The 15,902-nt window shown below is 70.2% G+C and carries 15 protein-coding genes; 11 read left to right on the forward strand and 4 right to left on the reverse strand.

From position 1 onward, the window contains the following. The first annotated feature begins 120 nt into the window (after positions 1-120). From OG555_RS30570 to OG555_RS30580, 3 genes are read left to right on the forward strand one after another with little or no spacing between them, the layout of a single operon-like run. Positions 121-2,241 (forward strand): alkaline phosphatase family protein, encoded by a 2,121-nt coding sequence (locus OG555_RS30570; protein ID WP_329476014.1) that lies wholly within the window; start codon positions 121-123, stop codon positions 2,239-2,241. A 3-nt stretch (positions 2,242-2,244) separates the two neighbouring features. Beyond that, the gene (locus OG555_RS30575) at positions 2,245-3,009 is read left to right on the forward strand and encodes an MBL fold metallo-hydrolase (RefSeq protein ID WP_329476015.1); all 765 of its coding nucleotides are present in this window, start codon (positions 2,245-2,247) and stop codon (positions 3,007-3,009) included. Continuing rightward, positions 3,006-3,602 carry a DedA family protein gene (locus OG555_RS30580; protein ID WP_329476016.1) on the forward strand — a complete coding sequence of 199 codons (597 nt, stop codon included), beginning with the start codon at positions 3,006-3,008 and terminating at the stop codon, positions 3,600-3,602. Before OG555_RS30575 ends, OG555_RS30580 begins: the two co-directional genes overlap by 4 nt. On the opposite strand, the gene OG555_RS30585 is transcribed toward OG555_RS30580, so the two are convergent. Beyond that, entirely contained in the window at positions 3,588-4,229 is a 642-nt protein-coding gene (locus tag OG555_RS30585) for a TIGR03085 family metal-binding protein (protein ID WP_329476017.1), read from the reverse strand. The two genes, OG555_RS30580 and OG555_RS30585, sit on opposite strands and share 15 nt — an antisense overlap. 99 nt (positions 4,230-4,328) lie before the next feature. Between OG555_RS30585 and OG555_RS30590 the strand changes: the two genes are divergently transcribed. Both OG555_RS30590 and OG555_RS30595 read left to right on the forward strand, forming a co-directional pair. Beyond that, complete coding sequence (locus OG555_RS30590) at positions 4,329-6,176, forward strand: ABC transporter ATP-binding protein (RefSeq protein ID WP_329476018.1); 1,848 nt, start codon at positions 4,329-4,331, stop codon at positions 6,174-6,176. Further along, positions 6,173-7,969, forward strand: a complete 1,797-nt coding sequence (locus tag OG555_RS30595; protein WP_329476019.1) for an ABC transporter ATP-binding protein — start codon at positions 6,173-6,175, stop codon at positions 7,967-7,969. Before OG555_RS30590 ends, OG555_RS30595 begins: the two co-directional genes overlap by 4 nt. Positions 7,970-8,186: 217 nt before the next feature. Here OG555_RS30595 and OG555_RS30600 read toward each other — a convergent pair whose 3' ends face one another. Both OG555_RS30600 and OG555_RS30605 read right to left on the reverse strand, forming a co-directional pair. Further along, a complete protein-coding gene (locus OG555_RS30600) occupies positions 8,187-8,495 on the reverse strand; it encodes a Fe-S cluster assembly protein HesB (RefSeq protein WP_328521596.1) in 309 nt (102 codons plus the stop codon). Positions 8,496-9,016: 521 nt separating this feature from the next. Next, positions 9,017-9,991, reverse strand: a complete 975-nt coding sequence (locus OG555_RS30605; RefSeq protein WP_329476020.1) for a hypothetical protein — start codon at positions 9,989-9,991, stop codon at positions 9,017-9,019. Between the two features lie 370 nt (positions 9,992-10,361). On the opposite strand from OG555_RS30605, the gene OG555_RS30610 reads away from it, so the two are divergent. After that, complete coding sequence (locus tag OG555_RS30610; protein ID WP_329476021.1) at positions 10,362-11,228, forward strand: GNAT family N-acetyltransferase; 867 nt, start codon at positions 10,362-10,364, stop codon at positions 11,226-11,228. Here the strand turns inward: OG555_RS30610 and OG555_RS30615 are convergent. Further along, the gene (locus OG555_RS30615; protein WP_329476022.1) at positions 11,225-12,334 is read right to left on the reverse strand and encodes a dipeptidase; all 1,110 of its coding nucleotides are present in this window, start codon (positions 12,332-12,334) and stop codon (positions 11,225-11,227) included. The two genes, OG555_RS30610 and OG555_RS30615, sit on opposite strands and share 4 nt — an antisense overlap. A gap of 89 nt (positions 12,335-12,423) precedes the next feature. Between OG555_RS30615 and hisI the strand changes: the two genes are divergently transcribed. Genes hisI through trpC form a run of 5 tightly spaced genes read left to right on the forward strand, consistent with a single transcriptional unit; the run spans position 12,424 to position 15,901 of the window. After that, positions 12,424-12,753: a phosphoribosyl-AMP cyclohydrolase gene (gene hisI, locus OG555_RS30620; RefSeq protein WP_329476023.1), complete on the forward strand. Its 330-nt coding sequence runs from the start codon at positions 12,424-12,426 to the stop codon at positions 12,751-12,753. Beyond that, positions 12,750-14,240: an anthranilate synthase component I gene (locus tag OG555_RS30625; RefSeq protein ID WP_329476024.1), complete on the forward strand. Its 1,491-nt coding sequence runs from the start codon at positions 12,750-12,752 to the stop codon at positions 14,238-14,240. Before hisI ends, OG555_RS30625 begins: the two co-directional genes overlap by 4 nt. Further along, positions 14,237-14,767: a Trp biosynthesis-associated membrane protein gene (locus OG555_RS30630; RefSeq protein ID WP_329476025.1), complete on the forward strand. Its 531-nt coding sequence runs from the start codon at positions 14,237-14,239 to the stop codon at positions 14,765-14,767. Before OG555_RS30625 ends, OG555_RS30630 begins: the two co-directional genes overlap by 4 nt. 56 nt (positions 14,768-14,823) lie before the next feature. Then, positions 14,824-15,081: an HGxxPAAW family protein gene (locus OG555_RS30635; RefSeq protein WP_329476026.1), complete on the forward strand. Its 258-nt coding sequence runs from the start codon at positions 14,824-14,826 to the stop codon at positions 15,079-15,081. Between the two features lie 13 nt (positions 15,082-15,094). Continuing rightward, positions 15,095-15,901, forward strand: coding sequence for an indole-3-glycerol phosphate synthase TrpC (trpC, locus tag OG555_RS30640; protein ID WP_328521588.1), 807 nt, complete (start codon positions 15,095-15,097; stop codon positions 15,899-15,901). Position 15,902: the final 1 nt, after the last annotated feature.

Raw genomic sequence — 15,902 nt, forward strand, 5'->3', positions numbered from 1 at the left:
GTGACCCCGGTCCTGACCCGGGAACCACCCGTCCGGCGCGTGGCGTGGTGCCACGGCCCTGCGGCGCGCCTCGTACCCTCGTAGAGCACAGCGGGACCGACGGGGAGCATGAAGCGGGCGATGACGAAACCACCAGAACAGATGTCCGGCGACCGGCGGCGGAGACGCCCGCGGCCGATCTGGCTGGACCTGCGCCGGACCGGCCGGGGCCTGCAGGCGATGCTGCTCGGTGGTCTGGCCTCGCTGATCTCGCTGATCATCGTGTTCTGGACGCTGCCGCAGATCAGCAGTGACGGCCGGCTGCCGATCCTGCGGCTGGTCGTGCTGCTGGCGGTCTTCTCGATGCTGATGCGCTGGGCGCTGGCCGGGGTCGCGATCCTGATCGGCTCGATCGGCGTCCTGGTCGGGGGACTGCTGTCGCAGTTCGGCGTCGTCTACCTCGGCATCACCGTGGATCCGGGCGTGACTCTGCACGGCGGCGTCGAGGCGCCGCTGCTGGTCGCGATCTGGATGTCGACGGTGAGCGCGTTCGTCGGCTGGGTCGCGTACGCCGGCACCGACGACGCGTACGTCGCCGAGGTGATGCGGGTCGTGCACCGGCGGGCCCGGAAGATCGAGGCGGCGCCGAAGACAGGGATGCTGATCATCCAGATCGACGGGCTGTCCGAGCCGCTGCTGAACTGGATGGTGCTGGCCGGGAACCTGCCCAACCTCGGCGGCTGGATCCGGGACGGCCGGCACTCGATGGTCGGCTGGCACACCGGCGTACCGGCGACCACTCCGGCCAGTCAGGCCGGCATCCTGCACGGCGGCTCCGGGCAGATCCCCGCGTTCCGGTGGTACGAGAAGGACACCGGCCGGGTGATGGTGACCAACCGGGGCCGGGACGCCGCCGAGATCGAGACGCGGATGTCGACCGGGCGGGGGCTGCTGGCCGACGGCGGGGTCAGCATCAGCAACAACTGGTCCGGGGACGCGGACAAGTGCGAACTCGTGTTCAGCCGGGCCGGTCTGCCGGACAGCCGGAGCCGCGGCTATGTCCGGTTCTTCTCCAGTCCGCAGGGTGCGGCCCGCGGTCTGATCCTGTGCGTCGCCGAGATGGTGAAGGAGCTGCACCAAGCCCGGCGACAGCGAGTCCGGCACCTGGTCCCACGGGTCAAGCGCGGTGGGTCCTACATCTTCCTGCGTGCGATCAGCAACGTCCTGCTCCGCGACCTCAACGTCTCGCTGATCACCGACGAACTGGTCAAGGGCACCCCGGTGATCTACTGCGACTTCGTCGACTACGACGAGGTCGCGCACCACGCCGGCCCGACCCGGCCGGAGTCGATGCAGACGCTGGAAGGTCTGGACCGGGTGCTCGGCGCACTGCAGCGGATCATCGACATCCTGCCGCACTCGTACGAGATCGTGGTCCTGTCCGACCACGGCCAGAGCCAGGGCTCGACCTTCCTGCAGCGGTACGGCCGGACGCTCACCCAGGTCGTCGACGACCTGGTCGATACCACCAAGCAGCCGGTCGCGGCGGTCGGGAGGTCCGAGGGCTGGGGTCCGGTGAACGCGTTCCTGACCGAGCTGTCGCTGCGCCGGAGCGTGGCCGGAACCGTCACCCGCAGAGCGCTGCATGGCAAGGCCAGGAGCGGTGAGGTCGAGCTCGGCCCGAAGGACTGCGAGCCGCCGGTCGCCGCCGACGAGCAGGTCGTGGTCACCGCTTCGGGCAACCTCGCGCTGATCTACCTCGCGACTACCCCGGGCAGGGTGCCGCTCGAGGAGATCGAGCTGCTGCACCCGAAATTGGTCAACGGTCTGGCGACGCACCCAGGGGTCGGGTTCATCGTGGTCGACTCGCTGGCCGAGGGACCGGTCGCGATCGGGCGGGCCGGGGTCCGGGTGTTGCGGTCCGGCCGGATCGAGGGGGACGACCCACTGGCGCCGTACGGGCCGTTCGCGCCGGCGTCGATGCTGCGGCAGGCCGAGATGCCGCACAACGGCGACATCGTGGTGGTCAGCCGGCTGGACGACTACACCCACGAGGTGGCGGCGTTCGAGGAGCTGGTCGGGTGCCACGGCGGCATCGGCGGCTGGCAGACCGAGGCGGTGCTGGTGCACCCGAGTCGTTGGGTCCTGAAGGAGCCTCCCGTAGGCTCCGACGCGGTCCACGAACTGCTGATCAGCTGGCTGGAGAAGCTCGGTCAGCGCAAGGACCTGCGGGAATCGGTCGAGTCGAGTGTGGAGGCCTGAAGCGTGCGAATCACCTGGTGGGGGCACGCCACCACCACCATCGAGGCCAACGGCACGCGGCTCCTGACCGACCCGGTGCTGACCTCGCGGATCGCGCATGTGCGCCGGCGGCGCGGACCGGCTCCGCTGCCCGAGGCCGGCCAGTGTGACGCCGTACTGGTCTCGCATATGCACGCCGACCACCTGCACCTCAGCTCGCTGCCGCTGGTCGCGCCGGACGCCGCGCTGGTGGTGCCCCGGGGCGCGGCCAAGCTGATCCACCAGGACAGCGGCGCCGCGTTCTCGGACCGCTGCATCGAAGTTGCCCCGGGCAACCAGATCCGGATCGGGTCGCTCGACATCACCGCGGTCACCGCCCTGCACGACGGGCGCCGGCTGCCGTGGTCGTCGTACGCGGGACCGGCCCTGGGATACCGGGTCGAAGGTTCGCCCAGCGTGTGGTTCGCCGGCGACACCGACCTGTACGACGACTTGGCCACGGAAGCCGGACCGGTCGACCTGGCCCTGGTGCCCGTCGGTGGCTGGGGGCCGTCGCTCGGTCCGGGACACCTGGATCCGGTCCGTGCGGCGGAAGCGGTTCGCCTGGTCCGCGCCCGGATCGCGATCCCGATCCATTTCGGGACGTTCTGGCCGATCGGGTGCGACTGGTTGAAGCCGGATCTGTTCCTGCCACCGGGAGACAAGTTCAAGACCGCGATGACCGAAGTGGCTCCTGAGGCGTCGGTGGAGGTCCTGGCACCGGGAGAGTCGACCGAGGTCGACGCGTGAGTGGGGACACCCGGTTCGATCTGTGGTATCTCATCGCGCTGGCCGGGGCGGTGCTGGTCGGCGCGGTCCTGCCGGTGCTCCCGACCGGCGCGGCCGTCTCGGCGGGCGCCGTACTCGCGTTGCACAACAATCCGATCGGGCTGGGCGGCGTACTGATCGCCGGTATGGCCGGCGCGTATGCCGGCGACCTGATCGTGTATGCCGGCTGCCGGTTCGGCGGTGAACGGCTGGCCAAGCGGGTCGGGTGGCTGCGCGACAATGCCTCGCTCGACGCACTGCGGGTCCGGCTGGACGCGCACGAGATCAGCGTGCTGCTGACCTCCCGGCTGATCCCGGGCGGCCGGGTGCCGGTGCTGCTCGCGGCCGGCCTGGCCGGGTACCCGTGGGAGCGGTTCGCGCTGGTCGACCTGGCCGCGTCGTCGCTGTGGGCCGCGGTCTACATGGCCATCGGGCTGCTCGGGTACGCGCTTTTCGACGAGCCGTGGCAGGGCGTGCTGGCGGCGATCGTGCTCGTCGTGCTCGTGACCGTGCTCAGCAGCCTGGTCCAGCGGGCCCGGCGCAAGCGGGCCGCCGCGAAGTCAGACTCCGAATGAGGCGCTGCGGAGCCGCTCGACCGTCTCCGCGTCGCCGTCCAGCTTCACGTCGGCCACCTGCTGGCGGCCCATGCAGAACAGGACCAGCTCGGCCGGCGCGCCGGTGATGGTCACCGACCCCAGCTCGGTCGGCCGCTTCGCGACGGACGTCGTCCCGTCCGGGAGCCGGAGCACCAGGCCACTGGGCGCCTTTCGGGTCAGCGTCTTCGCGCCGAGCCGGATCGACTTCCACAGTCCCGCCTCCTGATCGGCCGGCAGTGTGCGAATGTCGTACGTCGGCTGTGCCCGGCGGACGTCCTCGTGGTGCACGAAGTACTCGGTCGTGTTCAGCTGGTGACCGAACTTGGGGAACGCGTAGATCGAGATCGGCGGCGGCCCGTTACGGACCTTGTCGACCACCTCGGTGAAGCTGTAGCGCTCCTTGGCCCGCTTCATCCGCCGCTGGGTGGTCTCCGCCAGCGCCGCGATCATGATCCCCGGCCCGGCCATCGGATCCGCTTCCCGGACATACAGATGGACGGCGAGATCGTACGTCGACCACCCTTCACACAGCGTGGGCTGGTCAGGCCCCAACTGGTCGAACAGATCACACAGAGCGAGTCGTTCTACCCGGCTGTAGTCGGTCACAACTCGATCGTAGTTGTCGGCTCCCAATGGCAGAATGTCAATCGTTGTCATGCCTATGCCCGGTGTTCGCACCTGACTGACCTGGAGAGCGTCTTGCCCATGCCGAAGGTCCCCGACAAGGGCAGCGTCACCCGGAGAGGGCTCGCGGTTCTGCGGGTGGCGATCTGGGAGGAGCCGCGCATCTTCGCGCTGTCCGTGCTGGCCGCGATGCTGTACGGCGCGATGACGGTGGCCGGCGGCTTGGCGCTCGGCTGGGCCACCGACCACGTGCTCCGGCCGGCCTTCGAGAGCGGTGAGACCACCTTCGCCGCGATCGCCTCGCTGATCGGGTTGTTCATCGGGATCGCGATCCTGAACGCGATCGGCGTGGTCGGGCGTCGGCTCGGCGCCGGTGTGATGCAGTTCCGGCTGCAGGCGACGTACCGCCGCCGGGTCACCCGGCAGTACCTGAAGCTTCCGCTCGAGTGGCACCACCAGCACTCGACCGGCATGCTGCTCTCGAACGCCAACGCGGACGTCGAGTCGACCTGGTTCGTGATCGCTCCGCTGCCGATGGCCATCGGGGTGCTGGCGATGCTGGGGTTCGCGACCGTGGCGATGTTCGCGGCCGACGTCTGGCTCGCGCTGGTCGGCTGCCTGGTGTTCCCGCTGGTGTTCCTGGCGAACGTGATCTTCCAGCGCTACCTGCAGCCGCTCGCCACCCGGGCGCAGCAGTTGCGCGCGGATGTTTCCGAGGTCGCGCACGAGTCGTTCGACGGTGCGCTCGTGGTGAAGACGCTGGGCCGTGAGTCCGCCGAGACCGAGCGCTTCCGCGCCCCGACGTACGCGCTCCGGGACGCGAACATCGCGGTGAACAAGGCCCGCGGCATGTTCGATCCGGTGATCGACGGCCTGCCCCGGCTGGGGGTGCTCGGGGTGCTGCTGGTCGGTGTCTACCGGGTCAGCTCCGGCGGCGCCGACGCGGGTGACGTGGTCCAGGTCGCGTTCCTGTTCACGCTGATCGGGTTCCCGATCCGTGCGCTCGGCTGGGTGCTCGGCGAGTTGCCGCGCTCGGTCGTCGGGTGGGATCGCATCCAGCGAGTGCTCACCGCCGAGGGCGGGATGGAGTACGGCGACGCCGTGCTGACGTCGGCGAAGGCGGCCCGGTTGCAGGTGGCCGACGTACGGTTCGGGTACCTGCCGGAGCGCGACGTACTGGCCGGCGTGGACTTCGTCATCGAGCCCGGCCGGACCGTCGCGATGGTCGGACCGACGGGTTCCGGGAAGTCCACGATGACCACGCTGCTGACCCGGCTGATCGACCCGGAGGAGGGTGCGATCAAGCTCGACGGCGTCGATCTGCGCGACCTGGCCCGGGACCAGCTGGCCGGCTCGGTCGCGCTGGTGGCGCAGACCGCGTTCCTGTTCGACGACACGATCCGCGGCAACATCACGCTCGGCGGCGACTACAGCGACGAGGACGTCTGGGACGCTTTGCGGATCGCCCAGGGCGACGGCTTCGTGAAGGGGCTGCCGCATGGTCTGGACACCAAGGTCGGCGAGCGCGGTACGACGCTGTCCGGTGGCCAACGGCAACGCATCGCCCTGGCCCGGGCGCTGGTACGGCGACCTCGGCTGCTGATCCTGGACGACGCGACCAGCGCGGTGGACCCGCAGGTCGAGGCGCGGATCCTGGCCGGGCTGCGGTCCGCGGTGCAGGGTGCCGAAGCCGCGACGACCGTGCTCGTGATCGCCTACCGGAAGGCGACGATCTCGCTCGCCGACGAGGTGCTGTTCCTCGACGAGGGCCGGATCGCGGCGCAGGGGACGCACACCGACCTGCAGGAGACGTCGGCTGCCTACCGCAACCTGGTCGACGCCTACGAGAAGGACGCGGAGCGCCGCCAGGAAGAGGCGGACCTGGCCGCCGAGCTCGACGATCTGGACACGGAAGGAGCATCCGCGTGAGCGGGGCGGAAGCAAGTCGGCTCGACCATGCCGACGACGCGAGTGGCTTGGACACGTTGCGGCAGGGGCTGAAGGTCTCGCCCGAGCTGGCCAACGGCTGGTGGGTCACCGGGATCCTCGCGCTGACCATGACGGCCGGGCGGATTGTCGTACCGATCGCGGTTCAGCAGACGATCGACAAGGGCCTGTCCGGTGCGGGCGGGCCGGACATCTCGTACGTCGCGTGGATGTGCCTGGTCTGCACGCTGGGCATCGTGGTCACGGCGGGAGCGTCGTACCTGACGACCGTGCGGCTCGCGATCAACTCCGAGCACGGGCTCGCGACGATGCGGATCAAGGCGTTCCGGCACGTGCACGACCTGCCGGTCCTGACGCAGAGCACGGAGCGGCGCGGTGCGCTGGTCAGCCGGGTCACGTCGGACGTGGACACGGTGTCGCAGTTCCTGCAGTTCGGCGGGTTCATCTTCCTGGTCAGCATCGGGCAGATGCTGCTCGCGACCGTGGTGATGTTCTTCTACTCCTGGCAGCTGGCCCTTGTCGTGCTGGGGTGCTTCATCCCGCTGTTCGCCAGCCTGAAGTACCTGCAGCGCGCGATGTCCAAGGCCTACGGTGTGGTCCGGGCGAAGGTCGGCGAGATGCTGTCCGCGATCTCGGAGCCCGTGGTCGGCGCACAGGTGGTCCGCGCGTACGCGGTCGAGAAGCGGACCCAGGACCGCATCGACGCCTCGATCGAGGACTACCGGCGGACCGCGACCAGGGCGCAGGCGCTCACCGGTCTGACGTTCTCGATCGGCGGTCTGGCAGCGGGCCTGGCCAACGCCGGTGTGCTGTCGGTCGGTGTGCTGCTGGGTGTCGACAAGCAGGCGACGTTGGGGGAGCTCCTCGCGTTCATGTTCCTGGTCGCGCTGTTCTCGGATCCGGTGCAGATCGCGACCCAGGTGCTGACCGACGCGCAGAGTGCGTTCGCCGGGTGGCGTCGGGTGCTCGGGGTGATCGCGACCCCGGCCGACGTGGTCGACCCGGGTGAGACGGGGGTGAAGCAGCCGCGCGGTCCGATCACGGTCGACTTCGCGGATGTGGACTTCGCCTACCCGGAAGGCGAGCTCGTCCTGCGCGATGTCGACGTACGGATCGAGCCGCACCGGCGGGTCGCGGTGGTGGGTGAGACCGGGTCCGGCAAGACGACGTTCGCGAAACTGCTCACCCGGTTGATGGATCCGACCGCGGGCGAGGTCCGCTTGGACGGGGTGGACGCGCGGGAGATCTCGTTCGAGTCGTTGCGGGAGCGGGTGGTGATGGTGCCGCAGGACGGGTACCTGTTCGACGCGCCACTGGCCGAGAACGTGCGGTTCGGGCGTCCGGAGGTGACGGACGAGCAGTTACTCGATGCGTTCCAGTCGCTCGGGCTGACCGACTGGCTGGAGTCGCTGCCCGACGGTCTGCAGTCGCCGGTCGGCCAGCGGGGCGAGTCGCTGTCCGCGGGTGAGCGTCAGCTCGTCGCGCTGGTGCGGGCGAACATCGCCGACCCCGATCTGCTCGTGCTCGACGAGGCGACATCGGCCGTCGACCCCGGCACCGAGGTGCGGGTCAACGCAGCGCTGGAGCGACTGATGTCCGGGCGTACGTCGGTCACCATCGCGCACCGATTGTCGACCGCGGAGGCGGCCGACGAGGTACTGGTCTTCGACAACGGCGAGATCGTCGAGCGAGGCCCGCACGCGGACCTGGTCGACGCCGGCGGCGTCTACACCCGCCTCCACGACAGCTGGATCGCCCAACGAAGCGCCGTCTAGGACCCGCGCGACGGCCGGGCTCGTCTGGACGGGCAACGACGGCTGGGACCGTTTAGACCGGCGCGATGGGCTGGGGCCGTGTGGACGGGCGGGATGGTCTTGGCCGTGCGCGGCAGCTGGGCTCGTCTGGACGTGCGCGACGTCGGGCCGTCTACACGTAGCGCGACGGCCGGGACCTCAGGGAGGAGAGGGTCCCGGCCGTTCGCGGTCTCACCTGTCAGGCGGTCGGCGCAGTGCCGGCACCAGGCTGCGGTACCAGCAGGAACTCGACCCCGCCCTTGTCGTCGACCGCCGCGTCCAGAATCTTGTCGTCGAGCGCGTTCGCCGCGTTCTGCTCCAGGAACACCCGCGCTCCGGCTTCCTCGACCACCTGGTCACCGGGCCGCGGCGCCTCCGTCGTCGTCACCGCGAGCGCCGGATCCGCCGGGTTCTCCTGCGAGATCCGCACTCCGGCCCCCTCCGGCGCGCCTTCGACCCCGGTGATGCTCTTGATCACCAGCGTCGCGTTCTCAGTCAGGGTAAGCACAACCACTCCATCCGTCGGTCAACACTGAACCCGCCCCGTGCCCCCTCACCCAAACCCCAAACAACCCGCCCCCAACCACCCCGCCGCCCGCCGTACGCAACCATGCAGCCGCGCCGCCCGCCGACCGCAAGCACCTGGCGCCACGACGCCGCCCGCGCCGCTCGCCGCCCGCAACCCCGCAACACGCCCGCCCGCCGCAACCACGCCGGCCGGGCCGGCCGCCGTGCGCAAGTCCGCGACTTTGTGCACCGGATCCGTATGGCGGGACGCGAAAGGTACGGACGTGGTGCACAAAGTCAGCGAGGCAGGGCGGCTTGAGGGTGGCGGCGCGGGCGGGTCAGGCCGCGGCAGCCGGCGTAGGCAACCGGCCGGCGCAACCGCACCGGCCGGGGCCGTCCGCCGTACGCAACCGCCCTGGCCGCGCCGCCCCCACCACCGCCCGGCGCAACTACGCCGGCCGGGCTGCCCGCCGTACGCAAGTCGCGGGGACAGGGCTGCTTGAGGGTGGCGGGCTGGGCGGGTCAGGCTGCGGGGCGCCAGGTGGGTGAGGGCTCGGTACGGCGCGATCCGCGGTCGAACGCGGCGCGGAAGCGGTGGGCGAGCTCGTCGGGGCCGCGTACGACGTCCTCCCAGCCGAAGTGGACGAGCTCGAGACCACGATCGGCCAGTCGCTGGTCGCGTTCGAACGCCCGTCGGAGCAGCCACCGGCGCTCGGCGGCCGTCGACGCCTCGAACTTCGCCAGCCCGTCCGCCTCGCCGACCGTCCGGAACTCCGGCCACCAGAAGTCGACCCGGTCCGCCAACCAGCGATAACCGTTCCAGAACTCCGCTTGAAGGATCGGCGCCGGCAGACCACACTCCACGAACACCGCACGCGCGAACGACTCCAGCGCCGACTCGGAGCGCGGGTCCCCGAGGCCTACTGCTGCCCGTGCGTTCTGCACACCGGGCCAGCGGTACTGGCGCTCGAGTGCCGCCTCGAGCGCGGCGCGGGACACGAATCCGGACAAGGCGTGGTCAATCGTCACAACCGCCTCACGCAGGGGCAGTTCCCGGGCGATGTCGATTGTGGTTCGTGCTTCTGAGGTGAGCCACAGCCCCCGGTGCAGTCGGAGGTCCGCCTCGGTGAGGGCGGCCCGGCGGAGTACCACGTCCGCGCGCTTCAGGTTGCGACGGCAACCCGGCTCGCAGCTGAGCCAGACAATGTCCGGAGACCGGTCTTGGCTCGTCCAGACTCTCAACCCCATCAGCTCCGCAGCCGTGAAATGGCTGATGACGGACCTCGGATGGGCCGCCTGAGCACAGGCGATGCAGGCGAGACGTGCGTCAACCTGCCCGCCGACATAGCGAGCGTGGGCCGTCTGAAGCTGACCGCCTCGGACGAGCCGCTCCACGTCGTACTTCTGCAAGCCGAGTTCCATCAGCTCCAGGTGCCGCAGCGGTCTGCCCCACTGATCGACGAGCCGCTGCCGCACGTCGTCCCCGAGCCTCTCCACCGCCCGATCCTCCCCGAGATCGCCGCCCGACCGCTCAGGCGCCTGTGGATAACCCGACCTTGTGCACCAGATCCGTACGGCGGCTCGCGAAATGTACGGACGTGGTGCACAAAGTCGCCTCTTTGGGCGGCACCGAGGGCCGAGGGCGGACGGCCGGAGGCCGGGGGCGAGGGGGGACGTGCGGGCGGGAGCCGGGGACTGGGGGGAAGGGCGGACCTCGGGGCGGGAGCCGGGGACTGGGGGGAAGGGCGGACCTCGGGGCGGGAGCCGGGTCCGGGCGCCTGGAGGAAGGGCCTGAGGGGCCTGGCGGTGGGGGTGGTGGATGGGAAAGTCGGGTGCGGGTGTCGGTGGGGTGGTGTGTGATCGGGGGATGGCGATTGTGTTGGGGACTCTGGGGATCGATGGGTTGGGCGAGGTTGTGCGGGTGCTGCGGGAGTGGCAGTGCGACGAGGGTCCGGTGCAGCTGCATCCGGGGGACTTGGGGTGGTTCTGGCGGTTCGGGGTGGGGCAGACCGCGGCCGCTACCAGGACGTGGAGGCGGGGCGGCGAGATTATTGCCGTCGGCCTGCTCGACGATCCGGAGTTGTTGCGGCTCGCGATCGCGCCGGAGGCTCAGCGTGACGAGGAGCTCGCGCAGCGCCTGGTCGAGGACGTGTCCGCGCCGGAGGCCGGCGTACTGATCGAGGGCAAGGTGTACGTGGAGGCGCCGATGGGAGCGCTCGTCCAGGACCTGCTCTCCAAGGACGGCTGGATGACGGCGGACCCGTGGGTGCCGCTGCGGCGCGACCTGAGCGAGCCCGTGCCGGACCCCGGCCTGCGGGTCGATGTCATCGGTGCCGAGGAGGCGCACGAGCGGACCGCCGTCCAGCGGGCGTCGTTCGACGGGTCGACGTTCACCGACGCCCGGTGGCACGCGATGGCCGACGGCGAGCCGTACGCCGACGCGCGCTGTCTCGTGGGCCGCAACCAGCTGGGTGAGTCCGTGGCGGCCGTGACCGTGTGGTCCGCGGGGGCAGACAAGCCAGGACTGATCGAGCCGATGGGCGTGCATCGACTGCACCGCGGGCGCGGCTACGGCACGGCGATCACCGTCGCGGCGGCGAGAGCTCTGCAGGAGCTGGGTTCGTGCAGCGCGGTCGTGTGCACGCCGGGCTTCAACGTCGGCGCGATCGCCACCTACGAAGCGGCCGGCTTCGAGCGGTTGCCCGAGACCAGAGACCACTACCGGGACGCTTAGGCAGCGGCTGCGTCGTCGGCGGCGCGGAGGACGCGGAGGATGTTGCCGCTGGCAAGTTTTGCCAGTTCGGTGTCGTTCCAGCCGCGGTCGGCGAGGGCCTCGAAGAGGGCCGGGTACGACGCGACGTCCGCGAGGCCGGTGGGGAATTCGGGGCAGCCGTCGTAGTCGCCGCCGAGGCCGATGTGGTCGACGCCGGCGATACCGCGGACGTGGTCGACGTGCTCGACCACGTCGTCCAGGGTGACCTCGGGCTTCGGCACGTCGTACGACTCCGCCAGCTTCGCCTGGTCGGCCGGGTTCATCGGGTTCAGGTCCGGCTGCGCCTCCTTGGCTCCCTTGACCCAGTCGACGTACGCCTGGGAGACGAAGTACGGGACGAAGGTCACCATGCAGACGCCGTCGTTGCCCGCCAGGGTCTCGAGCACGTCGTCCGGCGCGTTCCGCGGTACGTCGCAGATCGCGCGGGCCGACGAGTGGCTGAAGATCGCCGGCGCGCTGGTCACCCGCAACGCGTGCCGCATGGTGTCCGCGGAGACGTGCGAGAGGTCGACCAGCATGCCGATCCGGTTCATCTCCCGGACGACCTCCTCGCCGAACTCGTTCAGCCCGCCGAGGACCGGCTCGTCGGTCGCGGAGTCCGCCCAGGACACGTTGTTGTTGTGGGTGAGTGTCATGTAGCGCACGCCCAGCTCCCGCATGACCCGCAGCACCCCGAGCGACTCACCGATCGAGTGGCCGCCCTCCATCCCCATCAACGAGGCGACCCGCCCGGCCTTGATCGCGGCGTCGACGTCATCCGCGGTCGATGCGAGCTGGAGCCAGGCCGGGAACCGCTCCACGAGCCGATGCACGAAGTCGACCTGCTCGAACGTACGCCGTACCGAGTGCTCGTCCTGTGGGACCCACAGGGACCAGAACTGCGCGCCGACGTGTCCGGTCCGCAACCGGGGCAGGTCCGTGTGCAGGGACGGCACCGAGCCGCTCAGGTCGTGGGCGTCCAGGTCGTACCCGCACAGCTCGTAGAACGCGATCGGCAGGTCGTTGTGGCCGTCGATCACCGGGTGCTCGGTCAGCAGTTCCTGGACGCGTGCCTCACTCGTCGTCATGCCCTCATACTGTCAGCCCGTCCCACTACGCGTGTTCATCGCGAGGCACCGTGTTCGGAGTGCTCCTGGTGATCGGCGACAATGGGCGGGTGAGTATTGACGAGCTGACCTTCGACGCGGCCGGGCTGATCCCAGCAGTGGTGCAGCAATACGACACGCGTGAGGTCCTGATGGTGGGCTGGATGAACGCCGAGGCGGTCCGCCGGACCGCGGCGACCGGGCGGAGCACGTTCTGGTCCCGCAGCAGGCAGGAGTACTGGGTCAAGGGCGAGACCAGCGGCCATCGTCAGCACGTCAAGCAGATCCTCGTCGACTGCGACGCCGACACCCTGCTCGTCCTCGTCGACCAGGAAGGCCCGGCCTGCCACACCGGCACCCGCACCTGCTTCGAGCACGGCCAGATCGAGGTCAAGGCATGAACTCACCGGACCTCGAGACCTTCCGCGACTATGCCAAGGACCGTCGAGTCATCCCGGTGACGCGGCGGCTGCTGGCCGATGCGGAGACGCCGATCGGTGTCTATGGCAAGCTCGCTGCCGAGCGCGAAGGCACCTTCCTGCTGGAGTCCGCGGAGAACGGCGGCGTCTGGTCGCGCTACTCGTTCATCGGCGTCCGCAGCGCGGCGACGCTGACCGAGCGCGACGGCGAGGCGATCTGGACCGGCAACCCGCCGGTCGGCCTGCCGCAGACCGGTGACCCGCTGAAGGCGCTGCGCGAGACGCTGGAGATCCTGCACACGCCCCGGCTGCCCGACCTGCCGCCGCTGACTGGCGGCATGGTCGGCTTCCTCGGGTACGACGCGGTCCGCCGGCTCGAACGGTTGCCCGACACAACGACCGACGACCTCGGCCTGCCCGAGCTCACGTTCCTGTTCGCCACCGACCTGGCCGCCCTCGACCACGAGACCGGCGAGATCTGGCTGATCGCGAACGCGGTCAACTGGGACGACTCCGACGAGCGCGTCGACGAGGCCCACGCGGACGCCGTACGCCGCCTCGACGCGATGGAGGCGGATCTGGCGCAGCCAACCCCGTCGTATGTCGTGCGCGCGGACCGGACCGCGGTGCCGGATCCCCACCGGCAGCGGTCCAGCGCGGAGTACCGGGAGGCGGTCGAGCACGCCAAGGAGGAGATCCGCGCCGGCGAGGCGTTCCAGATCGTCGTGTCCCAGCGGTTCGAGCTGCAGACCACGGCGTCCGCGCTCGACATCTACCGGGTGCTGCGCCGCTCCAACCCGAGCCCGTACATGTACCTGGTCCGCCTGGACGGCTTCGACATCGTCGGATCGAGTCCCGAGGCGCTGGTCAAGGTCACCGACAACAAGGTGATCCTGCACCCGATCGCCGGCACCCGCCGCCGCGGCGCTACGCCGGAGGAGGACCACGCGCTGGAGGAGGAGCTGCGCGCCGACGCCAAGGAGCGCGCCGAGCACCTGATGCTGGTCGACCTCGGCCGCAACGATGTCGGCCGGGTCTGCGCGCCCGGCACCGTGGAGGTGGTCGACTTCATGGACGTCCGCCGCTACAGCCACGTGATGCACCTGGAATCGACCGTCACCGGGCAGCTGGCGGCCGGCAAGACCGCGTTCGACGCGCTCACCGCCGCGTTCCCGGCCGGGACGCTGTCCGGTGCGCCGAAGCCGCGGGCGATGGAGATCATCGACAAGCTCGAGGTGACCCGGCGCGGTGTGTACGGCGGTGTCGTCGGCTACCTGGACTTCGCCGGTGACGTGGACACCGCGATCGCCATCCGGACCGCGGTGTTGCGCGGCTCCACGGCGTACGTGCAAGCCGGCGCGGGCATCGTCGCCGACTCCGACCCGGCCGCCGAGGACGCCGAGTGCCGGACCAAGGCGGCCGCCGTCCTGAACGCGATCGCGGTCGCGGGAACGTTCAGCGACGTATGAAGCCGCAGCGACTCGTCGATCTCCTCGCCGTCGTGGCGCTGGTCCTGCTCGGGTTGTCGGCGTACCTGACGTGGTCTACGGCGCACCCGGGGAGCGGGCGTCCGAGTGTGGACTTCAACGGATACACCGTCACGAAGGCACCGGTGACGCTGGCACTCGCGTCGGTGGTCGCGATCGTCGTTACGAAACTCGCAGGTACAGCATTGCGTCGCGTGCTGGGTGCGCTGGTGCTGTTGATGGGCGTTGCCGCGATCGCCGTCGCGCTGCAGGTGCGGCCCGACGTGAGTGAGCTGAGCAGGATCCGGCCGGAGCTCAGTCAGGCGGTCACCGACCACGTGAGTCTGTCCGGCGGTCCGGCGCCCTGGTTTGCCCTGGCCGGGGGCGTCGCGCTGGTCGCGACTGGTCTGATCGCCTTGCTGACAGCGCATCGCTGGCGTCGCGCGACCGCGCGTTACGAGCGTGATCCGGCCGCCGCACCGGCCGATCAGTGGAAGGCGATCGACGCCGGGGAGGACCCGACTCTCTGACCGCGGCGGCCTACCGCCACAATAGGACGGGACGACAACGAGGAGTGGCGCCAACCATGGACAATACGACGGCCGATCAAGTAGCGACGCGGGTGAGCGAGGAGGCTCCCCACGACCTGCACGGCAACAGCCCGGCGGCGTGGACCGCGGTGACCATCGTGCTGATCGCGTTCACGGTCGGCGCCATCGCGATGGTGCTCGGTCCGAACTGGGTGCTGTTCTGGATCGCGGTCGCCATCGCTGTGCTGGGTGCGCTGACCGGCAAGGTCATGCAACTGCTGGGGTTCGGGGTCCCGGCCGACGGCGACCACTGAGGGGCGGACGGACATGACTGTGCTTGACGACATTCTCGCGGGGGTCCGGGAGGACCTCGCGGAGCGCCAGGCGCGGGTCAGCCTGGACGACCTGAAGCAGGAAGCCCAGCGCAAGCCCGACGCCAAGGACCCGATGCCGGTGTTCCGCGGTGACGGGATCGCGATCATCGCCGAAGTGAAGCGATCCAGCCCGTCCAAGGGCGAGCTGGCCGAGATCACCGACCCGGCCGCGCTCGCCGGGGAGTACGAGGAGGGCGGCGCGGCGGCGATCTCGGTACTGACCGAGCGGCGCCGGTTCAACGGCAGCCTGGACGACCTGCGCGCGGTGCGCGGCCGGGTCGACGTCCCGGTCCTGCGGAAGGACTTCATCGTCTCGTCGTACCAGCTCTGGGAGGCCCGTGCGGCCGGCGCCGACATGGTGCTGCTGATCGCCGCGGCGCTGGAGCAGGAGGCCCTGGTCTCACTGATCGAGCGCGCGCACTCGATCGGCCTGTGCCCGCTGGTCGAGGTGCACGACGAGGAGGAGACCCGGCGTGCGGTGGATGCCGGCGCTCAGCTGATCGGCGTGAACAACCGGAACCTGAAGACTCTCGAGGTCGACCGGGACACCTTCGCCCGGGTCGCGCCGACGATCCCGTCGAACCTGGTCCGGGTGGCGGAGTCCGGAGTTCGCGGCCCGCATGATGTAATCGAGTTCGCGCGCGCCGGGGCCGATGTCGTCCTCGTCGGTGAAACCCTGGTGACCGGCCGCGACCCCCGCGCCTCGGTCGCCGACCTCGTCGCCGCCGGATCGCATCCCGCCATCCAGCAGCGGCACTAGA

The sequence above is a fragment of the Kribbella sp. NBC_01484 genome (assembly GCF_036227145.1).
Lineage (GTDB): Bacteria > Actinomycetota > Actinomycetes > Propionibacteriales > Kribbellaceae > Kribbella.

Bases quoted from the DNA above. Each gene is read 5' to 3' on its own strand.
- OG555_RS30570 (WP_329476014.1), top strand. From the start codon at position 121: ATGACGAAACCACCAGAACAGATGTCCGGCGACCGGCGGCGGAGACGC.
- OG555_RS30590 (WP_329476018.1), top strand. From the start codon at position 4,329: ATGCCGAAGGTCCCCGACAAGGGCAGCGTCACCCGGAGAGGGCTCGCG.
- OG555_RS30610 (WP_329476021.1), top strand. From the start codon at position 10,362: ATGGCGATTGTGTTGGGGACTCTGGGGATCGATGGGTTGGGCGAGGTT.
- OG555_RS30615 (WP_329476022.1), bottom strand. From the start codon at position 12,334: ATGACGACGAGTGAGGCACGCGTCCAGGAACTGCTGACCGAGCACCCG.
- OG555_RS30625 (WP_329476024.1), top strand. From the start codon at position 12,750: ATGAACTCACCGGACCTCGAGACCTTCCGCGACTATGCCAAGGACCGT.
- OG555_RS30630 (WP_329476025.1), top strand. From the start codon at position 14,237: ATGAAGCCGCAGCGACTCGTCGATCTCCTCGCCGTCGTGGCGCTGGTC.
- OG555_RS30635 (WP_329476026.1), top strand. From the start codon at position 14,824: ATGGACAATACGACGGCCGATCAAGTAGCGACGCGGGTGAGCGAGGAG.
- trpC (WP_328521588.1), top strand. From the start codon at position 15,095: ATGACTGTGCTTGACGACATTCTCGCGGGGGTCCGGGAGGACCTCGCG.